The 25,712-nt window shown below is 50.1% G+C and carries 21 protein-coding genes and 1 pseudogene; 10 read left to right on the forward strand and 12 right to left on the reverse strand.

What is annotated here, in order from left to right:
- Nucleotide 1 precedes the first annotated feature (1 nt).
- Together INT19_RS04745 and INT19_RS04750 are read right to left on the reverse strand one after the other, a co-directional pair.
- Nucleotides 2-916 (reverse strand): glycosyltransferase family 9 protein, encoded by a 915-nt coding sequence (locus INT19_RS04745; RefSeq protein WP_193059906.1) that lies wholly within the window; start codon nucleotides 914-916, stop codon nucleotides 2-4.
- Nucleotides 913-1,944 carry a glycosyltransferase family 4 protein gene (locus INT19_RS04750; RefSeq protein ID WP_193059907.1) on the reverse strand — a complete coding sequence of 344 codons (1,032 nt, stop codon included), beginning with the start codon at nucleotides 1,942-1,944 and terminating at the stop codon, nucleotides 913-915. Before INT19_RS04750 ends, INT19_RS04745 begins: the two co-directional genes overlap by 4 nt.
- A gap of 83 nt (nucleotides 1,945-2,027) precedes the next feature.
- On the opposite strand from INT19_RS04750, the gene INT19_RS04755 reads away from it, so the two are divergent.
- On the forward strand, nucleotides 2,028-2,774 hold the full coding sequence (locus INT19_RS04755; protein WP_226916888.1) for a glycosyltransferase family 2 protein: 747 nt from the start codon (nucleotides 2,028-2,030) through the stop codon (nucleotides 2,772-2,774).
- 135 nt (nucleotides 2,775-2,909) lie between these two features.
- On the forward strand, nucleotides 2,910-4,562 hold the full coding sequence (locus tag INT19_RS04760) for a sulfatase-like hydrolase/transferase (RefSeq protein WP_193059909.1): 1,653 nt from the start codon (nucleotides 2,910-2,912) through the stop codon (nucleotides 4,560-4,562).
- Here the strand turns inward: INT19_RS04760 and waaF are convergent.
- Nucleotides 4,552-5,598, reverse strand: coding sequence for a lipopolysaccharide heptosyltransferase II (gene waaF / locus INT19_RS04765; RefSeq protein ID WP_120385991.1), 1,047 nt, complete (start codon nucleotides 5,596-5,598; stop codon nucleotides 4,552-4,554). The two genes, INT19_RS04760 and waaF, sit on opposite strands and share 11 nt — an antisense overlap.
- Nucleotides 5,591-6,547: an ADP-glyceromanno-heptose 6-epimerase gene (gene rfaD / locus INT19_RS04770; protein ID WP_089040115.1), complete on the reverse strand. Its 957-nt coding sequence runs from the start codon at nucleotides 6,545-6,547 to the stop codon at nucleotides 5,591-5,593. The genes waaF and rfaD overlap by 8 nt, the downstream gene beginning before the upstream one ends.
- Nucleotides 6,548-6,657: 110 nt before the next feature.
- On the opposite strand from rfaD, the gene glyQ reads away from it, so the two are divergent.
- The 3 genes from glyQ (at nucleotide 6,658) to gmhB (ending at nucleotide 10,450) form a co-directional block, all read left to right on the forward strand.
- The gene (glyQ, locus tag INT19_RS04775; protein ID WP_120385992.1) at nucleotides 6,658-7,617 is read left to right on the forward strand and encodes a glycine--tRNA ligase subunit alpha; all 960 of its coding nucleotides are present in this window, start codon (nucleotides 6,658-6,660) and stop codon (nucleotides 7,615-7,617) included.
- A complete protein-coding gene (gene glyS / locus INT19_RS04780; RefSeq protein WP_193059910.1) occupies nucleotides 7,617-9,683 on the forward strand; it encodes a glycine--tRNA ligase subunit beta in 2,067 nt (688 codons plus the stop codon). Before glyQ ends, glyS begins: the two co-directional genes overlap by 1 nt.
- A 212-nt stretch (nucleotides 9,684-9,895) precedes the next feature.
- Nucleotides 9,896-10,450, forward strand: coding sequence for a D-glycero-beta-D-manno-heptose 1,7-bisphosphate 7-phosphatase (gene gmhB / locus INT19_RS04785; protein WP_089040118.1), 555 nt, complete (start codon nucleotides 9,896-9,898; stop codon nucleotides 10,448-10,450).
- A 157-nt stretch (nucleotides 10,451-10,607) separates the two neighbouring features.
- Here gmhB and gyrB read toward each other — a convergent pair whose 3' ends face one another.
- The 4 genes from gyrB to dnaA all read right to left on the reverse strand — a co-directional run bounded on the left by gyrB (nucleotide 10,608) and on the right by dnaA (nucleotide 16,901).
- Complete coding sequence (gyrB, locus tag INT19_RS04790; RefSeq protein WP_193059911.1) at nucleotides 10,608-13,028, reverse strand: DNA topoisomerase (ATP-hydrolyzing) subunit B; 2,421 nt, start codon at nucleotides 13,026-13,028, stop codon at nucleotides 10,608-10,610.
- A gap of 39 nt (nucleotides 13,029-13,067) precedes the next feature.
- On the reverse strand, nucleotides 13,068-14,171 hold the full coding sequence (gene recF, locus INT19_RS04795; RefSeq protein WP_193059912.1) for a DNA replication/repair protein RecF: 1,104 nt from the start codon (nucleotides 14,169-14,171) through the stop codon (nucleotides 13,068-13,070).
- Between the two features lie 104 nt (nucleotides 14,172-14,275).
- Entirely contained in the window at nucleotides 14,276-15,379 is a 1,104-nt protein-coding gene (dnaN, locus tag INT19_RS04800) for a DNA polymerase III subunit beta (RefSeq protein WP_009723350.1), read from the reverse strand.
- Between the two features lie 55 nt (nucleotides 15,380-15,434).
- Nucleotides 15,435-16,901 (reverse strand): chromosomal replication initiator protein DnaA, encoded by a 1,467-nt coding sequence (gene dnaA, locus INT19_RS04805; RefSeq protein ID WP_038479938.1) that lies wholly within the window; start codon nucleotides 16,899-16,901, stop codon nucleotides 15,435-15,437.
- Nucleotides 16,902-17,435: 534 nt separating this feature from the next.
- Here dnaA and rpmH point away from each other — a divergent pair.
- The 4 genes from rpmH (at nucleotide 17,436) to mnmE (ending at nucleotide 21,258) form a co-directional block, all read left to right on the forward strand.
- A complete protein-coding gene (gene rpmH / locus INT19_RS04810) occupies nucleotides 17,436-17,570 on the forward strand; it encodes a 50S ribosomal protein L34 (protein ID WP_009723348.1) in 135 nt (44 codons plus the stop codon).
- A 13-nt stretch (nucleotides 17,571-17,583) separates the two neighbouring features.
- On the forward strand, nucleotides 17,584-17,985 hold the full coding sequence (rnpA, locus tag INT19_RS04815; protein WP_084183640.1) for a ribonuclease P protein component: 402 nt from the start codon (nucleotides 17,584-17,586) through the stop codon (nucleotides 17,983-17,985).
- Between the two features lie 115 nt (nucleotides 17,986-18,100).
- The gene (gene yidC / locus INT19_RS04820; RefSeq protein WP_193059913.1) at nucleotides 18,101-19,786 is read left to right on the forward strand and encodes a membrane protein insertase YidC; all 1,686 of its coding nucleotides are present in this window, start codon (nucleotides 18,101-18,103) and stop codon (nucleotides 19,784-19,786) included.
- 101 nt (nucleotides 19,787-19,887) lie between these two features.
- Nucleotides 19,888-21,258: a tRNA uridine-5-carboxymethylaminomethyl(34) synthesis GTPase MnmE gene (gene mnmE / locus INT19_RS04825; RefSeq protein WP_193059914.1), complete on the forward strand. Its 1,371-nt coding sequence runs from the start codon at nucleotides 19,888-19,890 to the stop codon at nucleotides 21,256-21,258.
- Between the two features lie 38 nt (nucleotides 21,259-21,296).
- Here the strand turns inward: mnmE and INT19_RS04830 are convergent, their stop codons facing one another.
- The 4 genes from INT19_RS04830 to rdgB all read right to left on the reverse strand — a co-directional run bounded on the left by INT19_RS04830 (nucleotide 21,297) and on the right by rdgB (nucleotide 24,730).
- Nucleotides 21,297-22,142 (reverse strand): 23S rRNA (adenine(2030)-N(6))-methyltransferase RlmJ, encoded by an 846-nt coding sequence (locus tag INT19_RS04830; protein WP_193059915.1) that lies wholly within the window; start codon nucleotides 22,140-22,142, stop codon nucleotides 21,297-21,299.
- A gap of 94 nt (nucleotides 22,143-22,236) precedes the next feature.
- The gene (locus tag INT19_RS04835) at nucleotides 22,237-22,911 is read right to left on the reverse strand and encodes an OmpA family protein (protein WP_089040124.1); all 675 of its coding nucleotides are present in this window, start codon (nucleotides 22,909-22,911) and stop codon (nucleotides 22,237-22,239) included.
- Between the two features lie 48 nt (nucleotides 22,912-22,959).
- Nucleotides 22,960-24,129 carry a radical SAM family heme chaperone HemW gene (gene hemW, locus INT19_RS04840; RefSeq protein WP_193059916.1) on the reverse strand — a complete coding sequence of 390 codons (1,170 nt, stop codon included), beginning with the start codon at nucleotides 24,127-24,129 and terminating at the stop codon, nucleotides 22,960-22,962.
- A complete protein-coding gene (rdgB, locus tag INT19_RS04845) occupies nucleotides 24,122-24,730 on the reverse strand; it encodes an RdgB/HAM1 family non-canonical purine NTP pyrophosphatase (protein ID WP_146942207.1) in 609 nt (202 codons plus the stop codon). Before rdgB ends, hemW begins: the two co-directional genes overlap by 8 nt.
- Before the next feature lie 284 nt (nucleotides 24,731-25,014).
- On the opposite strand from rdgB, the pseudogene INT19_RS04850 reads away from it, so the two are divergent.
- Nucleotides 25,015-25,676: pseudogene (locus INT19_RS04850) on the forward strand (LuxR C-terminal-related transcriptional regulator).
- Nucleotides 25,677-25,712: the final 36 nt, after the last annotated feature.

Below are 25,712 nucleotides of genomic sequence, written 5' to 3' on the forward strand. Positions count from 1 at the left end.
TTTATTTTTCAGCGCCAACATCACACGCGAGGATTTTCGATACGCAGTTTATTAGCTCATCAGGAGTAATTGATGAAAGGTCTGCTTGTGATGAAACATAACCACTGTTATCTCTTTCAAGAAACCATTCAGGCAAATATTCTTTAAAAACAACAACTTGATTTGCTCCCATTATATGGGCGACATGCGAGGGGCCACAATCGTTACTGACAAATAGCTTGCAACCATTTACCAATCTAAAAAGAGTAGTTACATCAGGACTATGAATAACAGAAAACCCTTCTTGCTCAAGGATGTTCTTTTCCTCTTCTTCTTTAGGTCCTGTGAGAAAAGCAATCTTCTCTGATCTTAACTCAGAAATCTTTCTTGCTAGCTGAATATAATTAGCAAGCGACCATTTTTTTTCTTCGCCCCCAGCACCAGGAGCAAGTACAATTTTATTGTTTAATACTTCATCAGGCTCAATCTGTTTTTTCAAACAGGGAGTAATATCTAATGTTGATGATATCCCTAGAAGGGACAAGAAAAGGTCTGCCCTGTAGGTAGTTACATCAAGAGGTACCGAGTGCGTATAAAACGCTCCAAATTTTTTAAATCCTATTCTATAAGGAATTCGTAGCTTTAACATTTGCAGAGAAGTTCCAACACTAGAAGGACGCAAGTTAAAACCAATATCGAAATTATATTTCCTACTTAAGCTGGTGGTGCTAAAGCCGTCAATCACTTCAAGCTCGTTTAAAAAACCTGCTTCAACTAGGAAGTCTGCCCCTGAACTTTTAGAGATACCCACCAATGTAGCATTTGGATACCTTTCCTTAACAGCGACTAAAAAAGGAATATGAACTACATATGCACCAAAAAAAGGCCTATTATGTAAAAATATAGCGATGCATTTAACTTTTAAAAAGTCGTTCATTTAAAAACAATTCCCTTATAGACATCGAGATAACTTTCAGCCATTTTTTCTTTACTATAAAGCTCTAAAAGAAGACGTGCATTCTCAACAGAAGACTCTCTCATCTGTTTATTTTTTGCTAGCTTTATTATCCAACTCTCGACTTCTTCACTACTTTCTGGTGTTACTAGAAAACCTGTTTCACCATGCTTAATTAAATCAGGAATGCCGCCAACATTACTAGCAACAATAGGCACGTTTGCATCCATAACATCTAAAAGAACTGAGCCTAGACCTTCGTTGCGAGACGGAAATACAAACAGATCCAGCGCTGGAATAAAATCACCAATATTAGGCTTAAAGCCAGCCCATACAACATTTTTTAAGTGACTGCTTTCCAAGCGAAGCTCTTCCTCGTCTTCACCTCGGCCAAAAAAAACGCACAGCACTTCGGGATAGCTATGCTGTAATCGTTCTGCAGCTTCAAGTAGTACCCGCTGACCTTTGTGACGATCAACTAATGCACCTATATGGCCGACAATAAAGCGGCCTGGATAGCTGGCACGAAAGCGAGCAGCAACTTGGGCATCCGCGGTAAATCCCGTCATCGCACTCGGAATCGTCAATACTTCATTCTTATTCCAGTGTGATAGCTGTTGCCGAATAATCGATGAAATAGCGACACAACGATCTGCATTACGATAGAACAGTCGATTCACCCATTTATCTTTAATGGGTGTATCCACTCGGCGAGTCACCACATAGGGTGTACCGTATATACGCTTATGCAACCACGCCCAGTGTACCGCTTTAGCTTCATGAGCATGCACCACCGATGCGCGGCCGGCTTGCCTATGCCCAGCCATCTGCTGGTTAGCATCCACGAATCTTAAGTTCTCAATGCATTGAAGTTCATTACGCAATGGAGAATCTTTCCTGCATACCAGCGTTTGCTGATCTACATGCCGTTGCAAGGCTTGAATTAGCAGCGCTGTCTGGCGTTCTCCACCGCGAAAACCTTTGGCAAGGTTAACGTGAATAATATGCAAATTGCCCTCATACAAATCGTTGCCATCACCCTGGTATAGTACTGTATCTACCAACCACCAGAGCAGGGTGTGAATAAATGTCTATGGATGTGAGCGTCGTTATCATTACTCGCAATGCGGCCGCGACACTTAGCCGAACACTAGACGCCTTGACGTGCTATGACGATGTCGTGGTATATGACAACGGCTCCACAGACGACACATGTAGCATTGTACAAGCCTACTCCAATACAACATTACACCATGGTGAATTTTTAGGCTTTGGCCCTACCAAGCGTGCTGCCGTATCGTTAGCAAAATATGACTGGATCTTCTCAATAGATGCTGACGAAGCGCCAACAAAAGAGCTTAACGCTGCGATTAATGACTGGGTCGCCACTGCAACACCTCAGCAGGCTGGCAAAATATTGCGCGAAAACTGGATGCTGGGTAAACCCGTTCACCACTCTGGCTGGGGAAATGACTGGTTAATTCGGCTGTTTAACCGTAACACGTGTAACTTTAATGATGCCGCTGTTCATGAGTCAGTAAGCTTAGCAAAAAATACAGAAGTTTCTCAGCTTAATGGAAAAATTGAACATCTTGCCGTTAACGACCTCGCTCAGTTTCTTGATAAGATAAATCGCTATTCAGACCTTCGCGCATCATCAAAAAAACTCAAGCATTATCCTTTTGCGCTGATATTTCTCAAGGCACTTTACGCATTTATACGCACTTATTTTTTCCGCCTCGGCATACTGGATGGCTGGCGTGGGCTGACTATATCTGTGGCTAATGCAAATGGCGTTTTTTGGAAATATGCCAAAAATAATGTTAATAACCGCCTATAATACGCTGTAAATTTTCTATTACGACGTGTTGATATCACTAAAGATATCTCTACTACCGGGCAGTCTCTCACCTGATCTTGTGATCAATATGCGTCCGTATTTCTTTACTCTATCAACACTCGTTTCGGGAGACGCATGCCAGCACTAAGGTCACTCAAACTTACTCCATGGTTGCCACTACTCGTAATCGGCATCTGTCTTGGCTATGCCCTCACCGTGCTTACTCGGCTACCTTGGTGGACACTATTTTTCACAGCCGCTGTATGGCTAGGTTGTGGCATCAAGTTGCGCTGGGGAGCACCGCAAAACGCCCGCTACCGCACGATGTGGCCTTGGTCGCTGGCACCGCTCAGCTTACTAGGCATTTATGTCTACTTAGCTGATAGCTTTGGCAATGTTGATTTAGGTGCGGTGTTTTTCCACCTTCAGGCGGGCATGGCCGAACATGGCGGTGCTGAAAAAATGATCACTGCCGTTATTTACACAGTGAGCGTCATCGCAGTGCTGGCATCCGTTACCTGGATCACGCGGCATGATCAGCGATGGCGGCTCACTGAACGCTTCGTTGCCCTCCTCTTATTAGCCGCAAATCCAATGCTTTACGGTTTAGGGCAACGCAGCGCGGCCATTGTAACGGACGATGGTGCCTGGCTAGACCGCCGTTACGTGCCGCCGCCCACGGACGATCAAGCTAATACGCCTAACCTGCTGGTCATGTACCTGGAAAGCATTGAGCGTACGTATCGCAATGAGCTATTTGGTGATGCTTATGCTGACTTAACCGCGTTAGGCGAACGCGGGCTGGTCTTTGAAGGTATCCAGCAAATGGAAAATACCGGCTGGACCATGGCAGGCATGATTGCTAGCCAGTGTGGTGTGCCGCTGATGCCTGCGGGACTTTTGCACGACAGCCAGTTCGAGCCGCTTTCCAAAGTAGTTCCCGGCGTCGATTGCCTGGGTGATGTGCTAGCGGCTCAAGGCTATCGACTTAGCTATTTGGGTGGAGCGAGTGCTCAGTTTGCTGGTAAAGGGCTTTTCTATCGCGGCCATCAGTTTGATACGGTAAAAGGCAAGGAAGAGCTGTCAGCGGAACTCAAGGACCCAGAGTACCTAAATAGCTGGGGTCTATACGATGATACGCTTTACGATTTTACGGTGGATGAGATTCGTCGTTTAAGTGAACAAGATGACGGCCCATGGGCAGTGGTGAATCTCAGCATTGCTGGTCACGCCCCTAATGGCTTTCCCTCCCAGACATGCATAGACCGTCAGGGCGAATTCGATGGTCAAGATATCTTATATTCGGTGAAATGTTCAGCGAGCCAGGCACGTGACCTTATTGAGCGTCTTGAACAAGAAGGCCTGCTCGAAAATACATTGGTTGTCGTGCTCAGCGACCACCTTACGATGCGAGTGTCGGTTTGGGATCAACTGACAACACTAGACCGAGACAATACGCTGATCATGCTGGGCGAAGGTACCTCACCGCTGACAGTGCATCGGGGGGCGACAATGTTAGACGTATTCCCGACTATTTTGGACGCTATGGGCCTATCGCTTAACGATAACCGTGCAGGGCTTGGGGCATCTCTACTTAGCAGTCAACCAACGCTGGTTGAAACGCATGGGCTTGAGGTGCTTAACGAGCGGCTCCGGGAAGAGACCGCCTTACAGCACCGTCTTTGGGAAGGACTGACCCCTCAACGGCGCGAACCCCAAGCAAGCGCCGACCAACAAGTCATAGAAACGCCTGCTGATCAGGCTGATGAAGTCGAGATTATGCGCTAACGTTAGCGCCGTTAGCACGCTGACTATCGACACTCATCGCTCGGTACACTTGCTCCACGCCTAAATCATTCAGACAGTTGGTATGCCCCAGTGGGCAGGTACGCTTAAAGCAAGGTGAGCAGGAAAGCGCCAGATAGTGAATGACAGCATTATCGGTTAGGGGTGGTGTGTAAGCAGGAGATGAAGAGCCGTACAGAGCGTGAATGCGCACGCCTACCGCGGCGGCAACGTGCATTAAGCCTGAATCGTTGGTGACCACCTGACGGCAGTCTGCCAATAGATCTACCGCATCCGCCAATTGGGTTTTGCCGCATAAGTTATGCGCATGGGGCAACCCTTTGACAATGCTATCTCCGGCGGCATGATCTTTCGGCCCGCCAAACACACGCACCTCAAATCCATCCTTAACCAGCCGCACCGCTAACGCATGGAAATAGCCTAGCGGCCACTGCTTAGCGGGCCCGTACTCCGCTCCGGGCATCATACCGATGGCTGGACGCGACGATAGCGCATGAGTAAGACGTAAATTGACCAAGTTATTTCGATCAATCGTTAAACGCGGTGTCGGAATCTCAAATTCGCCTTGTATGGCTTCTTCCAGCGGCAGGCCCAGAGAAACAAACCGCTTAACCGTTTGATCCAACACCTGCTTATCCAGTTTGCGGCGCTCTTTCAATAAGCCGTAACGGTGTTCACCCAAAAAGCCGATACGCTCGGGAATACGCGCCATAAAGGGCACCAGTGCCGCTTTCCAAGAGCGCGGCAGAACAATGGCACGATCAAAGCGTCCTCGTAGACGGGCAGCCAGCTCACGGCGGCTGGCAAGGCCAAATTCACCATGCCCAACTGCCAATGGAAGCACCTCGTCTACCTCAGGCATACGCTCCAAAATAGGCTGTGACCATGCCGGAGCGACCACTCCAAGGGTTGCCCCTGGGTTACGGTCTTTCAAGGTCATAAACAGGCTTTGCGCCATCACCATATCGCCGACCCACGAAGGGCCGACCACCAATATGCGCTTGGCAGAATTAGCCATTTAGCCACTCCAAGTAGGCTTTCACACCCTGGGCAACGGTTTTGAACTCAACATCGCAACCAGAGGCACGCAGATTGCTGATATCTGCACGCGTGTAACTTTGATAGCGGCCTTTTAGTTCTTCAGGGAAAGGTATGTAGTCAATTTCACCCTGACCATAAAAATCGATTACAGCCTCGCCAATAGCTTTGAAAGGCTCGGCTCGCCCAGTGCCCAAATTAAAAATACCGGACGCATGAGGGTTATCTAAAAACCACAGGTTGACAGCGACCACATCGCCAACGAAAACAAAGTCGCGACTCTGCATTCCCGCCTCATAACCGCCGTAAGCCCCAAACAGCTTTAACGTTTCCCCATTCCGAATTTGTAAATGGTTATGGTAGGCGACACTCGCCATCTTGCCCTTATGCTGTTCACGGGGGCCATAAACATTGAAATAGCGAAAGCCAACCACTTGTGTCGTCAACTCATCCCAGCGAGAGCGCACGTGCTGATCAAACAACAGCTTAGAGTAGCCATAGACGTTGAGCGGTTTTTCGTGCTCAGGCGCCTCTTTAAACACCTCACTACCGCCATAAGTAGCCGCCGATGAAGCGTATAGAAATGGAATGCCTAGCGCTTCACAGTAGTTAAGCAGCACTTTTGAGTACTCAAAGTTATTCTCCATCATGTAGTGCCCATCCCACTCCGTCGTATCGGAGCACGCACCCTCATGGAAAATAGCATCAATGGTCGGCAAATCGACTGACTCACCTCGCAATGCCGCCTTAATCCGCGCTAGAAAATCATCTTTATCCAGATAATCGGCCAACGTGCAGTCAGCTAAATTGACGAACTTAGTGCCGTCACGCAGGTCATCAACCACCATCACATCATCGCGGCCACGAGCGTTCAGCGCTTTGACAATATTGGCACCGATAAAACCAGCCCCGCCTGTTACAACGATCATCTCGTTCTCCTCACCAAAAACAGCTCTGTTGGCTAACGTGCCTATAACCCATCTCTCTGTGATTGTATACTTGACGGCCTATGAATTCATGGCCAACGGTGCTTTCCGCGATGAGTGTCTCGACAAACCAATCGACACCCGATGTGTCGACCTTTCAAGGCTTGATCCTTGCTCTGCAACAATACTGGGCAGAACAGGGCTGTGTCATTCTCCAACCTCTCGATATGGAAGTCGGCGCGGGCACCTTCCACCCTGCCACCTTCCTACGGGCAATTGGTCCAGAAACCTGGAACGCGGCCTATGTGCAGCCTTCCCGCCGTCCAACAGACGGCCGCTACGGTGAAAACCCCAACCGCCTACAACACTATTATCAGTTTCAGGTGGTAATGAAGCCATCGCCCAGCAATCTGCAGGATCTCTATTTAGGCTCATTAAAGCGCCTGGGGCTCGATCCTCTCGTCCATGACGTGCGCTTCGTGGAAGATAACTGGGAATCCCCTACCCTAGGTGCCTGGGGCCTAGGTTGGGAAGTGTGGCTCAACGGCATGGAAGTCACTCAGTTTACTTATTTCCAGCAGGCAGGCGGCATTGAATGCTACCCCGTTACTGGTGAGCTCACCTACGGGCTTGAGCGTATCGCCATGTACCTGCAAAACGTCGATAGCGTATATGACCTGGTATGGGCCATCGCCCCCGACGGCAGCAAAGTCAGCTACGGAGATGTTTATCTTCAGAATGAACGTGAGCAGTCGGCGTATAATTTTGAGCATGCTGACGTTGATCAGCTATTTGCCGCCTTTGACCACCAGGAAAAAGAGTGCAGTAAGCTCCTGGTAGCCAACCTGCCGCTGCCTGCCTATGAGCAGGTTCTGAAAGCGTCCCATACGTTTAACCTGTTAGATGCTCGTCATGCGATTTCCGTAACCGAACGCCAGCGCTTTATTCTGCGCGTTCGCACCATGGCGCGGGATGTCGCCACTGCCTATTTTGAGTCTCGTAAAGCAGAAGGATTCCCGATGGCGCCCGAAGCCCTACGCCGCGAACTACTAGCCGACCAGGGAGACGCATAATGGCTGTTGATACGCTTCTATTAGAACTAGGTGCCGAAGAGCTTCCCCCCGCTGTGCTAGATACACTTTCCGATGCATTTGCTGCTGGCATCGAAAAAGGCCTGCAAGAAGCCGAGATTTCCTTCCAAAGCATCGCTGCTTACGCAACCCCGCGCCGTTTAGCAGTACAGGTTACCGGGCTTGCAGACAAACAGCCTGACCGTGAGGTTGAGCGTCGTGGCCCTGCCCTAGCCGCTGCATTCAAGGACGGCGTGCCCACCAAAGCAGCCGAAGGTTTCGCGCGTTCTTGCGGCGTCAGCGTTGATGAGCTGATTCACTTAGAAACCGATAAAGGTACTTGGCTTGGTTTCCGCGAACAGCAGCAAGGCGAGACGGTACAGGCGCTGCTGCCAGAGATGGTTCGCAAAACGCTACAATCGCTACCGGTACCTAAGAATATGCGCTGGGGTTCGTCACGCGTTGAGTTCTCCCGCCCAGTTCACTGGCTAGTTGCCCTGTATGGCAGCGACGTCATTGCCGCAGAAGCGCTTGGCCTTCAGGCCAGCCGTACCACCTTTGGCCACCGCTTCCATGCGCCAGATGCCATACAGCTTGAACATGCCGATGACTACCTAGCCGCACTGGAAAATGCCTACGTCCTAGCCGATCGCCAGCGGCGCCGCGAACGCATCCGTGAGCAGGTATTAGCTGAAGCAGAGGTTCAAGAAGCCAATGCCGTTATCGACGAAGAGTTGTTGGTAGAAGTCAGCGGCCTGGTCGAATGGCCAGTCGCATTAACCGGCAGCTTCGATGAACGCTTTCTGGAAGTGCCCGCCGAGTGCTTAATCTCGTCCATGAAGGCTAACCAAAAGTACTTCCACCTGCTGGATGACCAAGGCAAGCTGAAACCGCTGTTCATTACTATTTCGAACATCGACAGCGCTGATCCGCAACAGGTGATTTCCGGCAATGAAAAGGTCATTCGCCCACGCCTGGCCGATGCGGCCTTCTTCTACGAAACTGACCGGAAGCGTACTCTCGCCTCACGTATTCCTCAGTTGGAAAGCGTGGTATTCCAACAACAGTTAGGCACCTTGGCTGACAAAGCACGCCGCAGCACAGCGATAGCAACGTATATTGCCGAGCACATTAATGCAGATGTGAGCCACGCCCAGCGCGCAGTGGCACTGGCCAAGTGCGATTTGGTCACCGAGATGGTGCTCGAGTTCCCAGAACTTCAGGGCATTATGGGCCGCTATTATGCCGAACAGGATGGTGAGCCAGCTGAGGTTGCTCAGGCATTAGAAGAGCAGTATCTGCCCCGCTTTGCCAGTGACGACATTCCACAAAGCCTTGCAGGCCAAGCGCTAGCATTGGCTGACCGGCTAGATACCCTGGTTGGCATCTTTGGTATTGGCCAGCGCCCAACCGGCGCAAAGGATCCGTTTGCCCTACGCCGTGCCTCTATAGGTGTGCTTAACATCCTGGTCAAAGGTCAGCTTAATTTAGATCTTCGCGAGCTACTCAGCGTAGCCGCAGAACAGCACCAAGGCCTGCCTAAGGCGGAAGGCTTGGTGGAAGACGTATTGACCTACATGCTGGACCGCTTCCGCGCCTGGGGCCAAGAAGAAGGTATTAGTGCTGAAATGTACTTGGCGGTACGCGCTCGCCCAGTAACTAAACCGCTGGATTTTGCTCGCCGCTTGCGTGCCGTTAAGGCCTTTGCACAGCGGGAAGAAGCCGCTGCTTTGGCTGCCGCGAACAAGCGGGTTTCTAATATCCTTAGCAAGCAGGAACACAACGGTAGTACCCAGGTTGATCAGAGCCTACTTCAGGAAGAGGCTGAGAAGACGCTGTTCAATGCAGTAACAGCCAGTCAGCAGCAAGTAGCCCCGTTATTTTCAGCCGGCGACTACCAGCAGGCACTAGATACGCTGGCAACACTACGTGAACCTGTCGATGCTTTCTTCGATCAGGTAATGGTCATGGCCGATGACGACGCTGTCCGCCATAACCGCTTGGCACTGCTTGCCAGTCTGCAAGCACTGTTCCTTGAAGTGGCAGATATTTCCCAGCTACCACAATAAGTCTCGGTGCCGATATCGGTTCACCCAGATAACAACAGCAAGCCCGGCTTCTATTAAGCCGGGCTTTTTTCGCTCATCACATTTGTCTCGCCTCTTCCCCTCAGACTAAACTCAGGGTTACGGCCGACTAAGTGTTTCACGTGAAACACTCGCCCAATGACTATGTGTCCATTACTCTAGTAGAAAACAGTAATGTGTGAATAAGGAACTCTATGATCTCGGCTAACCAACTGGTGATACTTGATCGTGATGGCGTCATTAATCACGACTCTGATGCTTATATTAAGTCACTTGACGAATGGGTGCCCTACCCTTCAGCGATCGATGCGATTGCCCAGCTAACTCAGGCAGGATATACCGTGGCAATAGCGACCAATCAGTCGGGTATTGCACGGGGCTATTATGATGAGGCAACGCTCCATTCAATGCATGAGCGCTTAACGGCGCTGGTTGAAGCGAAAGGTGGACGTATTGCCCATATTGCTTACTGCCCTCACGGCCCCGATGATCAATGCGCTTGTCGAAAACCCTTGCCAGGATTGCTTTTGCAAATTCAGCAGCAATTAGCAATGAAGAGCCTCACCGGTAGTTGGATGGTCGGCGATAGCCTACGAGATCTCAAAGCGGGTGAAGCAGTGGGATGTCGTTCAGTGCTGGTCAGAACAGGTAAAGGGGAGAAAACGCTAGCCAGTCATACTAATCTTGAAAATACGCTTGTTTATCCAGATCTAGCTGCCTTTGCAGATTGGCTATGCCAACAGCAGTAATGGGGCTTCTTCCTTCCGCCCCCTCCCTCTCTCTACTCTAGTCACGCAAAAAAAACGCCGCTCCCATTTAATTAGGCGCGGCGTTTTAGTTTTCATCTGACTGCGTTTATTAGTGCCTATCGCACTGTTTCACGTGAAACACACGCTGGTAAACACATCAGACATCGAGATTAGCAACTAGCGCATTCGTCTCGATAAAATCACGACGAGGTTCAACTTCATCCCCCATTAAGGTGTTGAACATCATATCGGCAGCAACCGCATCTTCAATGGTTACTCGCAGCATACGACGGCTGTCGGGATCCATGGTGGTTTCCCACAGCTGATCGGGGTTCATTTCCCCCAGACCTTTATAGCGTTGGAAAGAGAGCCCACGCTGCCCCTCTTGCATCAACCAAGCCAGCACTTCGGAGAAGTGCGTAACAGGCTTCTGACGCTCGCCACGGGTAATGTAAGCTCCTTCTTCAAGCAACCCATTTAACGTCTCACCAAGGCCCGTAATGGCCCGATAATCAGTGCTCTCAAAGAAGTCCAGCCCCCACACATACTCAGTCGTAACGCCGTGGGCAATCAAAGACACCGCTGGCAAGTGCAAACCGCGCTCGCTATCTTCCTGCAGATAGAACTGGTAACGCGGTCCGCCTTCATAGGCCACCATGTCATCCATTGCTTTCTGTAGCTCAGCAATCCAATTTTCCATGGTGACACGGTCTTTAAGACTGACTTCACCTTGAAGCGCCGTGGCATGCACAGCCTGCTTGAGCACTGCGATAGGATATACCCGCGCAAGGCGGTCAATCCGCTTCATCACATTTCGGTACTGAGTAACCAGTGCTTCTAGTTGCGAACCAGCAATGCCAGGCGCATCAGCATTGACATATAACCCAGCCCCATCCAATGCAGTGGTGGTCAGGTAGTCGGTCATTGCTTGCTCATCTTTCAGGTAGAGCTCTTGCTTACCCCGCTTAATTTTATAAAGAGGAGGCTGAGCAATAAAGATGTGACCACGCTCAATCAATTCAGGCATCTGACGGAAAAAGAACGTTAGTAGCAACGTGCGAATGTGCGAACCGTCAACGTCGGCATCCGTCATGATAATGACCGAATGGTAACGTAGCTTATCGGGATTAAATTCTTCGCGACCAATACCACAGCCTAACGCTGTAATCAGCGTGCCGACTTCTGCTGAAGACAGCATCTTATCGAAGCGCGCTTTCTCAACGTTTAGTATCTTACCTTTCAGCGGCAAAATTGCCTGAGTACGGCGGTCACGCCCCTGCTTAGCGCTGCCACCAGCCGAGTCGCCCTCCACCAGATAAAGTTCTGATTGGCTTGGGTCTTTCTCTTGGCAGTCTGCAAGCTTTCCAGGTAGCCCAGCAATATCGAGCGCACCCTTACGGCGAGTCATATCCCGTGCTTTACGAGCGGCTTCCCGCGCCCGTGCAGCGTCTAGCATCTTATTAACAATCGATTTAGCTTCGTTAGGCTTTTCGATCAGATAGTCAGCAAATAGCCGCCCCATTTCTTGCTCAACCGCCGTTTTAACTTCGCTGGAAACCAGCTTGTCTTTGGTTTGAGACGAGAATTTAGGGTCGGGAACTTTAACAGAGATAATAGCGGTCAAGCCTTCACGAGCATCGTCGCCCGACGTATTGACCTTAGATTTTTTCAGTAGCCCCTGAGCTTCGATATAGTGGTTAAGCGTTCGCGTAAGCGCGGCACGAAAACCCGCTAAGTGGGTTCCACCATCTCGCTGAGGAATATTATTGGTGTAGCAAAAAATGTTTTCAGTGAAGGCCTCGCTCCACTGCATCGCCACTTCTACTTCAACGCCATCTTCTCGCACTGCATTGAAATGAAAGACAGGGTTCAGAACTGTTTTATTTTTATTCAGGTGGTCAACAAATGCTTTCAAGCCACCTTCATAATGAAACAGCTCCTCTTTGCCGCTACGCTCATCCATTAAACGAATAGCAACGCCTGAGTTCAAGAATGAAAGTTCACGTAGGCGCTTGGCGAGTATATCGTAGTGAAACTCGATATTCGCAAAGGTGTTTGGTGACGGACGAAAATGTACACGAGTGCCACTTTTTTCCGTTTTACCGACAACACCTAGAGGCGCTTGAGGTACACCATGGTGATAGACCTGCTCAAACACTTCCCCTTGACGCCAGATGGTTAGCCGCAATTCTTCCGAAAGCGCGTTAACAACCGACACCCCTACACCGTGTAGACCGCCTGATACTTTATATGAATTATCATCGAACTTACCGCCAGCGTGCAGCACTGTCATGATAACTTCTGCGGCTGAGACGCCTTCGCCTTCATGTATCTCGGTGGGAACACCACGGCCATTATCACTCACCGTTATTGATTCATCCGGGTGGATAACCACACGAATTTCACTACAGTGACCTGCCAGAGCTTCATCGATGGAGTTATCCACCAGCTCGAAAACCATGTGGTGCAACCCGGTGCCGTCGTCGGTATCGCCGATATACATGCCTGGGCGCTTGCGTACTGCGTCTAGCCCTTTGAGCACCTTAATGCTTGATGAATCGTAAGCCTGCTCGCTCATTGACCACTCCGTCGTGAAGTCTGTCTCGTTCCGTGTCGCCTACCCGTCCGGCAGTAATTGGCTTAACCCTTGACTGGAGTGTTTCACGTGAAACATCCCGACATCTGTTGAGGGCTCCCATATACCACGAAGCGCGGAGGGTTCGACGCTTGTAATAAATGCCTGACACTGCATCTTTTCAAGCAAATTGCAAAACCGATCTCGGTGCGTGCTATCTAGCTCCGCTGGTAAATCGTCGATTAAGTAGATGCAGTGTCGTTGTGTGGTACTTTCCAGAAGCCGCCCCTGGGCAAGCTTTAATGCACTAACCACCAGCTTTTGCTGGCCTCTGGAAAGGACTTCGACAGCAGGCTGCTTGTTTAATCTGATTCGCAAGTCTGCTCGCTGCGGCCCCTGCTGGGTAAAGCCCATTTGCTGATCCGCGTGACGACTATCCTGCAAAACGTCCGCAAGGGCGCGCTGCTTATCCCAGCCTCTTACATAACGCAGCGTTAAATCGGGTAGAGAAATCAGCTCCTTTAAGGTTTCATCGAATACCGGCAAGAACTCGTTGAACCATGCTTGCCTGAGTGCATCCATCTGCTCCCCCCAGGTAGCTAACTCATACTCCCATACCGCTATTTCGCTTGGGACTATTCTACCACGCCTAAGGAGCGCATTCCGATGTTTCACCGCGCGGCGCGTTCGCTTCCATGCGTCGAGAAAAGAGTGTTTCACGTGAAACACTCCCCAATCCAAAAACTCTCTGCGACCTGCGGGCGATCCTTCGAGAAGGCGAAAGGCATCTGGATTTATTAGCTGCAACGGCATAGCTTCAACCAATTCGGCCAAGCGGACGCCTTTCTCTCCACGCAAACGCAGCTCTAGCTCGCGCTGTGCGCGCATTCTCCTCACACCAAGCGTAACCTCAGGATCCCCCGCCAAACGGCCGTAGAGCGTCATATAGGGCGCCTCAGACTGTATAGCATGTTTAAGCTGGCGAGTCCGGAAAGAGCGCCCCATTCCTAAGATATGAATACCTTCCAGCAGGCTAGTTTTACCACTGCCGTTAACGCCGTATATCACATTAATACGGGATGCCGGGCACATCTCAACTGGCGCTAAATTACGCAGCCCCTGAAGATTTAACCGAGACACACTCATTAACGACTGCCAGTAAATAAGACCATAAAACCTGCCATCCTTTAAAACGCGAAAACGGCGCTTCTGCCATCAGAAGCGCCGCCCTCTTTAGCCAGCTATTGCGGCTATAGCCGCATCGGCATAACAACATAAAGCGCATCACCGCCGCCAGGTTCTTCTAACAGCGCACTGCTGTTAGGGTCTGCCAGCGTCATCTGCACTCGATCTTCGTCCAGAACCGATAGCACGTCGACTAAGTAACCTACGTTAAAGCCAACTTCCATGGCTCCGCCATTATACTCAACGGCCACATTCTCTTCGGCTTCTTCCTGTTCAGGGTTATTGGCCATTACTTTAAGATTGTTTTCCTCAAGGTACAGCCGCACACCACGATATTTCTCATTCGAGAGAATAGCAGTACGTGAAAGCACCTGACGCAATTCAGCACGCTCAGCGATTAGTACTTTATCGCCATTGCGCGGCACTACACGCTCGTAGTCAGGGAATTTGCCGTCAATCAGCTTAGAGGTAAACGTAAAGTCGCCTGTATGAGCGCGAACATGGGTTGAACCCAGGGTAAGGCTTACCGGTTCATCACTATCGTCCAATAAGCGAGAAAGCTCTAAGATACCTTTCCGCGGTACGATTAGCTTTTGCGCTTGGTCAACCACAATATCGATAGGCCGTGAGCACATAGCTAAGCGGTGCCCATCAGTGGCAACGGTGCGCAACAAATTACTTTGAATTTCGAGCAGCATGCCGTTCAGATAATAGCGAACATCCTGCTGGGCCATTGCAAAAGACGTTGACTCAATCAGGTGCTTCAATGTCCCCCTGGGCACACTAAGCTCTTGACTACCATCAGCATCTTCAATATTTGGAAACTCTGCAACGGGCAGCGTCGATAGCGTAAAGCGCGAACGACCACTGCGCAGTACAGCACGCCCCTCTTCTACCGCCAGCTGAATCTCAGATTGATCAGGCAACGATTTACAGATATCCATAAGCTTACGAGCAGGAACCGTGGCAGCACCCTCTTGATCAACTTGGCTCGCCACGGTACGGCCTACTAGCTCTACTTCTAGGTCGGTACCGGTTAATGCTACCTGATCCCCTTCTACTTGGATCAGTACATTAGAAAGTACTGGTAGCGTTTGGCGCCGTTCGACTACGCCCGCCACCAGAGTCAGCGGGCGAAGCAGCGCCTCTCGGGAAATAGTAAATTTCATCGGTACTCCGGTTTCTATCCTGAAAGGCCCGCAGTGCAGGCCCAAACGATAACGGTTAACTAGTTAGCAGGCGAAGAAGATTCTTGTAATCTTCACGAATATCCGCATTTTCCTCTTGCAGCGCTTTTACCTTACGGCAAGCGTGCAACACGGTCGTGTGATCACGGCCACCAAAGGCATCGCCTATTTCCGGCAAGCTGTGATTTGTCAGCTCTTTAGCTAGCGCCATAGCAACTTGCCTCGGCCGCGCGACGGAACGAGAGCGGCGTTTAGAAAGCAGATCGGCAACTTTAATTTTGTAATATTCAGCAACCGTTCGCTGAATATTATCAACGCCTACCTGCTTATCTTGAAGCGCTAACAGGTCTTTAAGCGATTCGCGAATAAAGTCCTGGGTAATGGTTTTCCCCATGAAATGCGAATCTGCAATCACCTTTTTCAGCGCACCTTCAAGCTCACGGACGTTTGAGCGAATCTTCTGAGCAATAAAGAAGGCAGCATCGTGTGGAAGATCAACTTTCGCCTGATCTGCTTTTTTCATTAATATTGCTACGCGGGTTTCAAGCTCTGGCGGCTCAATAGCCACTGTCAGACCCCAGCCAAAGCGCGATTTCAGACGCTCCTCCACACCACTAATCTCTTTTGGATAGCGGTCAGAGGTAAGTATCATTTGCTGCCCTCCCTCTAATAATGCATTAAAGGTATGGAAGAACTCTTCCTGGGAACGCTCTTTTCCAGCAAAAAACTGAATATCATCAATAAGTAGCGCATCAACGCTGCGATAAAAGCGCTTGAAGTCATTAATCGCATTTAACTGCAGTGCTTTCACCATATCCGCGACAAAGCGTTCAGAGTGCAGATACACCACACGGGCATTTTCACGGCGGCCAGCCAGGGCGTTACCAACAGCGTGCATCAAGTGTGTTTTACCTAAACCAACGCCACCGTATAAAAACAGCGGGTTATAGGCGCCGCCAGGATTTTCAGATACCTGACGAGATGCCGCACGAGCGAGCTGGTTCGATTTACCTTCAACAAAGGTATCGAAGGTAAAATTAGGATTAAGACCACTACCATGTTTTAGGCTGCCTTCAACCTGTACCTGGCGCTCATTTCCTCGCCGATTCGGTGACTCTTCCCGCAGTTGATCAATTTCTCGCTCATCAGCAAGGTCTCCCCTTGGCGGCGTGTGAACCGCAGGCGATGCTTGCCTTGAGGGAGATGCTGAGACCGGATTACCCAAATCTCTTGGCTGCGGGGCAGGTGCAGCCACACGGCGGCTACCTACCGTCAAACTGACTTTGGGAGGCTTGGATGGCGCAAGTTCTCGCATCAGCTCGCTGATACGCTTTGAATACTTATCACTCACCCAGTCGCGCACAAAGCGATTCGGCGCCAACAAGCGCAGCTCATTGGTCTCTCCTTCTTCTGCCTGCAGCGGACGTATCCAGGTATTGAACTGCTGTGAATTCAGTTCGTCCTGCAGGTAGTCCAGGCACTGTTGCCAAAGCGCGAGTGACACTCATCTCACCATCGGTTGAAAACGGCCGACCATTGTAGCGCCCAACGAGACGGTTATCCACACGCACTAACGCCTCTTTTTGCCCTGTGGACAACTATTCATGAGGCATAGGGAAAAGCTGGTAATTGATCAAGGAAAAAGCTGTTTTTATGGCTTCTATAACCTGTTGAACACACCTAATTAACAGTTTATTTAAGGCTTATCCGAAGGTTATGCACAGATTTTTTATGTTTTTAAGCTGTTGATAAAAATGAGCTAAAATAGCTTATCCACAATTAGTATCCCCACTATTAATAACAATTGGTTTTAAATAACTTCATTAGTAATAGTAGTGTCATAGCAAGAAGCCACGATGGCGATGTACGAAAAGCCTCCATTGCCTTTTTAACGCTTTTTATGCAAGGAAAAATTGCACCTGACGCGGGAAGTCTCTACAATTTCCGGTCTTGAATTGAAACTCCCCGGCTAGTTCCTCACTGGACCGGGTCTTTTGGAATTCACTTTCCGTCCTAAACCACGTGGGAATAACGAGTTATGAAACGCACTTTTCAACCCAGCGTTCTCAAGCGCAAGCGCGCGCATGGCTTCCGTGCTCGTATGGCAACCAAAAACGGCCGTGCCGTTATCGCACGCCGCCGCGCCAAAGGCCGCAAGCGTCTGAGCGCCTGATCTCGGATTGCGTGTGCCGCATCAAGGCTTTCCCCGGTGCTTACGTTTGCTAAACGCCGGGGATTTTAGTCACGTGTTTGAACAGGCAGACCTGAAGGTTCATGGCAAAGGTATGATGGCGCTAGCGCGTTTGAGTACCCGGGGACATCCCCGCATTGGACTGGTGGTCAGCAAAAAGAATGTGAAGCTCGCTGTTGATCGCAACCGCTTTAAGCGACTCGTGAGAGAATCTGTTCGCCTCCGCCAAGATCACTTACCCTCTGTGGATATCGTGATACTGGCAAAGCGTGGTGTTCAAGATATTGATAACGAGACGCTGAATCGCCAGCTAAATGGCATGTGGAAACGACTTCAGCGTGACGCACAGGCGGTGTCTGTACCACTCCCGCCTAATGGCGTAACACGTGACGCTTGACGACACACCTCGCCGCTCGACCTCGGCCTGCCGCCTGGCAGGCTTTCGTGTGTCATGGGTCGAGTAAATGACACTGCGCCATTAGCATGTTCACCACCCATCGGGCAGAACCCTCATGGACGTAAAACGACTTTTATTACTGATTCCACTGGCAGTACTTGCCTACCTATTGGTTGTACAGTGGAATCAGGATTATGGGCAAATAAGCGTCGATTCGACGCCTGAAATTACCCAAAACAGCAACGGCTCATCCGTCAATAATGTTGGCAGTGATGATTTATCGGTTCCTAGTTCATCGGCTCCCCAAAATGCCATTAGTGAAGGCATGCCTGGAGAAGCAGAAAGTAACTCGTCTAGCCGAGACTTTATTGCTGTCACAACCGACGTTCTCGACGTACGTATTGACCCACATGGTGGCGATATCGTGTACGCCGCTCTACCGCAGCATAAGCTAACGCAGGATTCAGATCGTAACTACGTGTTGCTTTCTGATAACTCAACGCGTAGCTACGTCGCCCGTTCGGGTCTTCAACTGGACGGCCAGGCTAGCCGCATTGCCTTCACGCCCGAGCGTACCGAGTACCGCTTAGGGAACGATGAAGAGCAGCTAAGTGTTGATTTAACAGCGGAAGTTAACGGCGTTGAGGTTATTAAGCGATTGACGTTTAAGCGCGGCGACTACGCTGTCAACGTTAGTTACTATTTAGCCAACAACACCGAGTCACCGATTAGCGCACGCTTTATCGGTCAACTGGCGCGCGATAATAGCCCTGACCCCTCAAGTGGCGTCTCTATGGGTATGAAATCGTATCTTGGTGCAGCCTACTCTACCCCTGACGCGCGCTACGAAAAAATCGACTTCGACGATATTCAAAGCCATAACTTTGAAAATCGTGAGGCGCAAGGTGGCTGGATTGCGATGATCCAACACTACTTCGTATCTGCCTGGGCACCGGCGCAAAATCAGCAAAACCTCTACTATGTCACTACCGATTCACGGGATCGTAATGTCGTAGCGTTTGCTGGCCCCACGAGCAGTGTGGCCGCTGACGGCGAGGCAACACTAAGCGCAACGCTGTACATGGGTCCCAAGGTTCAAGATTACCTTGAGCAAGTAGCGCCAAACCTACGCTTGACCGTAGATTACGGTTGGCTGTGGTTTATCGCTAACCCGCTGTTCTGGTTACTGGATAAGATCCACGACATCGTTGGCAACTGGGGCTGGTCAATTGTACTGCTGACCGTACTCGTGAAACTGGTGCTGTTCCCGCTATCCGCCAAAGCCTACAAGTCAATGGCGCGTATGCGTAAGCTTGGCCCGGAAATGCAGCGTCTCAAAGAGATGTATGGCGATGATCGCCAGAAAATGTCTCAAGAGATGATGAAGTTCTACCAGAAGGAAAAGATCAATCCTCTGGGCGGCTGCTTACCAATTCTGGTGCAAATGCCGGTCTTTATCGCGCTGTATTGGATGCTGCTTGAGTCTGTTGAGCTGCGCCATGCGCCGTTCATGTTCTGGATTCAAGATCTGTCGGTGAAAGATCCTTACTTTATCTTGCCGATTTTGATGGGGATCTCGATGTTCGTTCAGCAAATGCTGAACCCGACACCGCCCGATCCCATGCAGGCGAAGATTATGAAGATGCTGCCGATTATCTTCACCTTCTTCTTCCTGTGGTTCCCAGCAGGTCTGGTTATCTACTGGGTCGTCAACAACATCATCTCGGTGGCGCAGCAGTATCTCATTACGCGTAATATTGAGAATGATCCAAACGTCGGCAAAGGGTTGCGAACCAAGTAGCACGCTCCCTTCTCCTACCACCAGACCCCCGCCCTAGCGGGGGTCTGGCGTTTTAGGATGAACAACGCGACAATCTTCGCCATACACCAACGAGAAGCGCCATGGCCGATCGACTTTACACCCAAGACACCATTACCGCTCTGGCAACTCCTCCTGGCCGCGGCGGTGTTGGCATTATTCGCGTCTCAGGCCCTGCCTGCCGCGATATCGCTGCCGCTGTACTTGGCCACTGCCCTTCCCCTCGTTACGCTCACTACGGCCCGTTTTATGCCGCTGAAAGCGTTATTGATGAAGGCATTGCCCTGCTGTTCAACGGGCCCCACTCATTTACGGGTGAGGACGTGCTTGAACTGCAAGGACATGGCGGGCCAATCATTATGGATATGCTGCTTGAACGCTGCCTACAGCTTGGCGCACGCCTAGCACGCCCGGGTGAGTTTTCAGAGCGTGCCTTTCTAAACGACAAGTTGGATTTAGCCCAAGCCGAAGCCATTGCCGACCTGATAGACGCCACTTCCCGTTCCGCTGCCGAAAATGCCGTACGTTCGCTACAGGGCGAGTTTTCTCAGCGTATATCGGCGTTAGTGGAGCGCCTCATTGAGTTACGGGTATACGTCGAAGCGGCGATTGATTTCCCTGAGGAGGAAATCGACTTTTTAGCCGATGGCCACGTCGCCAACCGTTTAGACAGCGTTCAGCAAGCGCTGACGGCGGTTCGCAAAGCCGCAGGCCAAGGGGCACTGTTACGCGAAGGAATGAGCGTGGTGATTGCTGGACGACCTAATGCCGGTAAGTCTAGCTTGCTCAACGCACTGACCGAACAAGATACCGCCATTGTCACGGATATTGCCGGCACCACCCGTGACGTGCTGAGGGAATATATTCACATTGATGGCATGCCACTGCATATTATCGACACCGCAGGGCTGCGCGACACCCCCGATGCCGTAGAGAAAATCGGCGTTGCCCGTGCTTGGGAAGAGATCGAAAAAGCCGACCGCGTGCTGCTATTGGTAGATGCCTCCACGACTGATGCGACCGATCCTATGACTATTTGGCCGGAATTTGTCGCCAGGCTCCCCGATCAAACACGCCTGACACTGGTGCGAAATAAAATCGATACCAGCGCCGAACAAGCCGGCATTGATTTATCCACAACCCCACCAACGATCAGACTATCCGCGAAAACTGGCATGGGTGTGGATAACTTAAAAACCCATCTAAAGGACATCATGGGGTTTTCTGCGACGACCGAAGGGCGATTCTCAGCCCGCCGTCGCCATTTAGACGCCCTAGATCGCGCCATGGTTGCGCTGGAAACTGGACGCGCCCAACTAGATGGCTACGGTGCTGGGGAATTGCTGGCCGAAGACTTGCGCGATGCTCAGCAGGCATTAGGCGAAATTACCGGTGAATTCAGCGCTGACGACCTGCTCGGCGAAATCTTTGGCAGTTTTTGTATCGGGAAATAATCACCTGCTTTGGTCACTAACAGACAGTGGCTAACAAGCTATTCACCTACCAGCCACTCTGACCGATAGTCACTTTCCGAGCCTAGCAGCGGCGTAATGTGTGCCATCGCCGCCGCTAGACGCTCATCTAATCCCCAGGGCGGGTTAATCACTAGCATTCCACTACCGTACATGCCATGGCTTTGCTCGTTTGGCGTATGCCGTTGAAGTTCGCTGCGCCAAATTTTACGGATACCGCTCTCCTTCAAGCCGTCTAGCAGCGAGTGATGGTGGCCTGCTGGTAACAGTGGATACCACACCAGGAGCACCGCATGCCGCGCTTTGGCCAGGCTATAGGTCACCGCATCAACTACCTCCAAATATTCCGCTTTACGTTCGTAGCTAGGGTCAATCAGTACGCATAAACGAGGGGTTGCAACCGGTATCAGCGTACTCAAGCCTGCCAGGCCATCCCCATAAATTCGCTGCGCCTGGGGGGAAAGCAATTGGCTGCTTAAGTGCTCATGCTCACCAGGGTGAAGCTCAAATAACGTCAGGCGATCCTGCTCACGAAGCGGCTGAGAAAGCCACCAAGGTGAGCCTGGGTAATGGGTAAGCTCAGATGCATGAGGCTGGGCAGTTCGCAACGTGGTTAGCCAACTTCTCAATAAAGGGTCAGTTAGCTGTTCACTCGCTTTCCACAGCGGCCAAATGCCCTCACGGTATTCTTGAAGCCGCTGAGTCTCTTTGGTGTTAAGTGGATAGAGGCCTCGTCCCGCATGAGTGTCTATATATGTAATGGCTGTTTTTTTACGTAATAAATAATCAACCACCGCGTAAAGCGTTAAATGCTTCTGCACATCGGCAAAGTTACCGGCATGGTAAGCGTGTTGGTAAGACAGCATAGTCGCTCGCTAACAGAGAATCGAAAAAAGCCCGCTATGTGAGCATAGCGGGCGTTTATCGGCAATGCCGAGGTTAGCTTATCAATCGTTAGCGTTAACCCTGGCCATTCCCGGTGGGAGTCAAGGTGATTTCAACACGGCGGTTTTGCGCACGGCCTTGTTCAGAATTATTGCTAGCAACCGGCTGGTTGGCCCCGTATCCCATGGTGTTTAATCGAGCCGAGGATACGCCATTTTGGCTAAGGTAATTACCCACAGACTGGGCACGGCGCTCAGACAGACGCTGGTTATAGTTTGCATCTCCAGTGCTATCAGTGTGGCCAGCAATGTTGACGCGGGTATCCTGGTACTGGGTCAGTACATTCGCTACTTGGTTAAGAGAGTTACGCGCCTCGCTGGTAAGCTCAGCAGAGTCGAAACCAAACGTAACGCCGCTAGGCATATTAAGCACAATATCGTCACCGCGACGATCAATCTCAATACGCGAGCCCTGGAGATTTTGGCGCAGCTGTTGCTCCTGACGATCCATGTAAACGCCTATACCGGCACCCGCTGCAGCCCCTACCGCCGCACCAATCAATGCACGATCACGACGGCTAGTGCTGCCATCGCCAGACAGCGCACCGGCGGCAGCGCCAATGGCCGCGCCAATGCCAGATCCCATCGCAGTGCTAGAGCGCTGCGTCTGACCGCCATAAGGGTCCGAGGTAGCACAACCAGCTAACAAAATGGCTGCTGCCAGCGGGGTCAGTAGTCGAGAAATACGCATCACTCACTCCTTGATAATCTTCAGGGTAATAGCTTTATATATCGCTGATCACTCATCGCTTATTAATGTCAGCAATTCGTTCAAGAATAATAGACCTTGAGGCGATGCACGCAGCTTTTCGGGCATTTCCATTAAAAGTCCTTTTTCATACGCACTTTGTAACCGTGAAAGTAACACGTCTTGTGGCTGTCCTGTGTAAGCCGTCCAGACATCCATTGTGACGCCATCGGTTAAACGTAACGCATTCATCGCAAACTCAAGGGGTAGCTCCTGCGTTGCTATCGGTTGCTTGCCAGCCACAAAGCCACGCGGATCATTTGCGCGGCGTAAATACGCCTCTGGTTGACGTGTTTTCCAGCGCCTTTCGATATGCCGCTGCCCCTGACTATCAACCGTCGTCAGTTTTCCATGCGCTCCCGCCCCAATTCCCAAATAATCGCCAAACTGCCAATAATTGATATTGTGGCGGCTTTGTTGTCCCGCTCGCGCGTAGGCGGAAATTTCATAGCGCCGCAAACCATCTTGCTCAAGGCGTTGGTGGCCAGCTTCTTGAATGTCCCAGAGAGCCTCTTCTTCTGGTAACACAGGCGGATGAGAGAAGAACGCCGTATTCGGTTCAAGCGTTAACTGATACCAAGAGAGATGCTCAGGCTCTAGAGCCAAGGCCTGTTCAATATCCTCCATCGCTTGAGTCGGGGTTTGTTTAGGTAACCCATGCATTAAATCAATATTGAGATTATCAAACCCAGCTTCACGCGCCTGACGAACAGCATTGACCGCTTCTTGGCCGCTATGAATACGCCCCAACGCGCTAAGCTGCTCAGGGCGAAAGCTCTGAACTCCTAAAGACAAGCGATTGATCCCGGCTTCTCGATAACCAATAAACCGCTGCTGCTCGGTCGTGCCAGGATTCGCTTCAAGGGTAATTTCGATAGTAGAGGAGAACGGTAACCGAAGGCGTATCTCTTTGAACAATTGATCGTAAAAAGCAGGTGATAACAAGCTTGGCGTGCCACCACCAATAAAGATAGTTTGAATTTCTCTTTCACTTGCTAACGATAAATCACCCGCCAAATCATTGAGCAGGGCATTTAAATAAGCCGCTTCGGGCAACTCGTCATTACTGGGCTCATGGGAATTAAAGTCACAGTACGGGCACTTACGTACGCACCATGGCGTATGAATATATAGCGATAAGGGAGGCAGTAATTCAGCCATGCGCCACCTTCAACAGCTCAACCAAGCCCTGTAATGCTCGCCCACGATGACTAAGTCGGTTCTTGGTTTCACTGGATAGCTCGGCAACACTCATTCCTTGATCCGGTAGCCAGAAAAGAGGGTCATAGCCAAAACCGCCATTACCTCGCGGATGCGCCAGAATTTCCCCTTCCCAACTGCGTTGCACGATAACAGGTACGGGATCTTCTGCATGACGCAAGTAGACCAATACGCACCAATAACGCCCACTACGTTGACCCTCAGCATAGCTGCTGAGCGACGTTAATAATTTCTCATTATTGCGCTCGTCACTTTTAGGCTCACCAGCATAACGCGCTGAATAGATACCTGGCGCACCATGAAGTGCATCCACCTCAAGGCCTGAGTCGTCTGCCAATGCAGGCAACCCACTGATTCTACTTGCCTCACGAGCTTTCAGAAGTGCGTTTTCAACAAAAGTAAGCCCTGTTTCCTCCACATCGCCTACTCCAAATTCGGATTGCGCACGAACATCTAACCCAAGGGGTGCTAATAATTGATTGAATTCTTTTAATTTTCCTACATTTCCGCTGGCTAAAACTAAGGTATTTGACGATGCCATAACGATATCTCCGAAAAGGAAGGTAATGAGTTTACTTGCCTCAAATTTCTTCTAAAGCAAGCCATTTGTTACTCAATGTAAACATGCAGATCTAATTTAAATATTCCTTATGTTAAAAAATAAATAAATTTAAATCATATAGTTAACATTTATATTTCCAAAAAGCATATATATGTTCAAATTATTTTTACCAAACAAATAATAACAAAACTTTACGAAATGTATCTTATAGGCAACACTTCTGAGAGCACCTGCTCACTCTTTCTTTCCACGAGGGCTTCCCAATGTCACAGGAAAAGACCATAGGTTTGGTGTATCTCATTACCGAAAAAAGTCCGCAATCACAGCTATTTGCAGACTATTTACATGATCACACCAATTGCTCAATTAGCATTTACTCGCCTGATGTCACCATACCCTCTTCACCTGTCGAAAAGCTGCTCATCCTAATTGATAGTGACCATATCAGTGTAGAGGCATTGCCAGAGTGGCAAGAGAAACTGCCAGAAGCGCTTACAAAAGTCCCCCTAGCCGCTTTCAATATCCGCGATATGGACTATGCGCTAGAAGCGCTCTCGTGCGCTCAATTGAAAGGGGTATTTTATCGCAATGAGAGCTTAGAGGTATTTTGCAAAGGTATCCACGCGTTACTTGATGATGAGCTATGGATGTCTCGAGATTTAATGGCGCGCCTGATTCTTTTTTATCGCAAGTATCAAAGCAACGCGTTTCGTCCTGCCTGTGGATTAACCAATCGAGAAATGGAAATTATCTCTTTATTAAGCGCGGGTTCCTCTAACCAGCAGATGCCGACAAGTTGTTTGTAAGTGAACACACTGTTAAGTCTCACCTTTATAATATTTTCCGAAAAATAAACGTTCACAATCGTATTCAAGCGCTTAACTGGATCCATCAGAACCTTGGACCAATTCTTCCTAATACCTGAATCCGTGAAGCTGGCGCCGATACTTTCCCTATCAAC

The sequence above is a fragment of the Halomonas sp. 3A7M genome (assembly GCF_014897875.1).
Classification (GTDB): Bacteria; Pseudomonadota; Gammaproteobacteria; order Pseudomonadales; family Halomonadaceae; genus Vreelandella.

What these genes read in the sequence shown, in the direction of transcription:
- INT19_RS04745 (WP_193059906.1), bottom strand. Translation starts at nt 916, where the DNA reads ATGAACGACTTTTTAAAAGTTAAATGCATCGCTATATTTTTACATAAT.
- INT19_RS04755 (WP_226916888.1), top strand. Translation starts at nt 2,028, where the DNA reads ATGGATGTGAGCGTCGTTATCATTACTCGCAATGCGGCCGCGACACTT.
- INT19_RS04760 (WP_193059909.1), top strand. Translation starts at nt 2,910, where the DNA reads ATGCCAGCACTAAGGTCACTCAAACTTACTCCATGGTTGCCACTACTC.
- waaF (WP_120385991.1), bottom strand. Translation starts at nt 5,598, where the DNA reads ATGGCTAATTCTGCCAAGCGCATATTGGTGGTCGGCCCTTCGTGGGTC.
- rfaD (WP_089040115.1), bottom strand. Translation starts at nt 6,547, where the DNA reads ATGATCGTTGTAACAGGCGGGGCTGGTTTTATCGGTGCCAATATTGTC.
- glyQ (WP_120385992.1), top strand. Translation starts at nt 6,658, where the DNA reads ATGAGTGTCTCGACAAACCAATCGACACCCGATGTGTCGACCTTTCAA.
- glyS (WP_193059910.1), top strand. Translation starts at nt 7,617, where the DNA reads ATGGCTGTTGATACGCTTCTATTAGAACTAGGTGCCGAAGAGCTTCCC.
- gmhB (WP_089040118.1), top strand. Translation starts at nt 9,896, where the DNA reads ATGATCTCGGCTAACCAACTGGTGATACTTGATCGTGATGGCGTCATT.
- gyrB (WP_193059911.1), bottom strand. Translation starts at nt 13,028, where the DNA reads ATGAGCGAGCAGGCTTACGATTCATCAAGCATTAAGGTGCTCAAAGGG.
- recF (WP_193059912.1), bottom strand. Translation starts at nt 14,171, where the DNA reads ATGAGTGTGTCTCGGTTAAATCTTCAGGGGCTGCGTAATTTAGCGCCA.
- dnaN (WP_009723350.1), bottom strand. Translation starts at nt 15,379, where the DNA reads ATGAAATTTACTATTTCCCGAGAGGCGCTGCTTCGCCCGCTGACTCTG.
- rpmH (WP_009723348.1), top strand. Translation starts at nt 17,436, where the DNA reads ATGAAACGCACTTTTCAACCCAGCGTTCTCAAGCGCAAGCGCGCGCAT.
- yidC (WP_193059913.1), top strand. Translation starts at nt 18,101, where the DNA reads ATGGACGTAAAACGACTTTTATTACTGATTCCACTGGCAGTACTTGCC.
- mnmE (WP_193059914.1), top strand. Translation starts at nt 19,888, where the DNA reads ATGGCCGATCGACTTTACACCCAAGACACCATTACCGCTCTGGCAACT.
- INT19_RS04830 (WP_193059915.1), bottom strand. Translation starts at nt 22,142, where the DNA reads ATGCTGTCTTACCAACACGCTTACCATGCCGGTAACTTTGCCGATGTG.
- INT19_RS04835 (WP_089040124.1), bottom strand. Translation starts at nt 22,911, where the DNA reads ATGCGTATTTCTCGACTACTGACCCCGCTGGCAGCAGCCATTTTGTTA.
- hemW (WP_193059916.1), bottom strand. Translation starts at nt 24,129, where the DNA reads ATGGCTGAATTACTGCCTCCCTTATCGCTATATATTCATACGCCATGG.
- rdgB (WP_146942207.1), bottom strand. Translation starts at nt 24,730, where the DNA reads ATGGCATCGTCAAATACCTTAGTTTTAGCCAGCGGAAATGTAGGAAAA.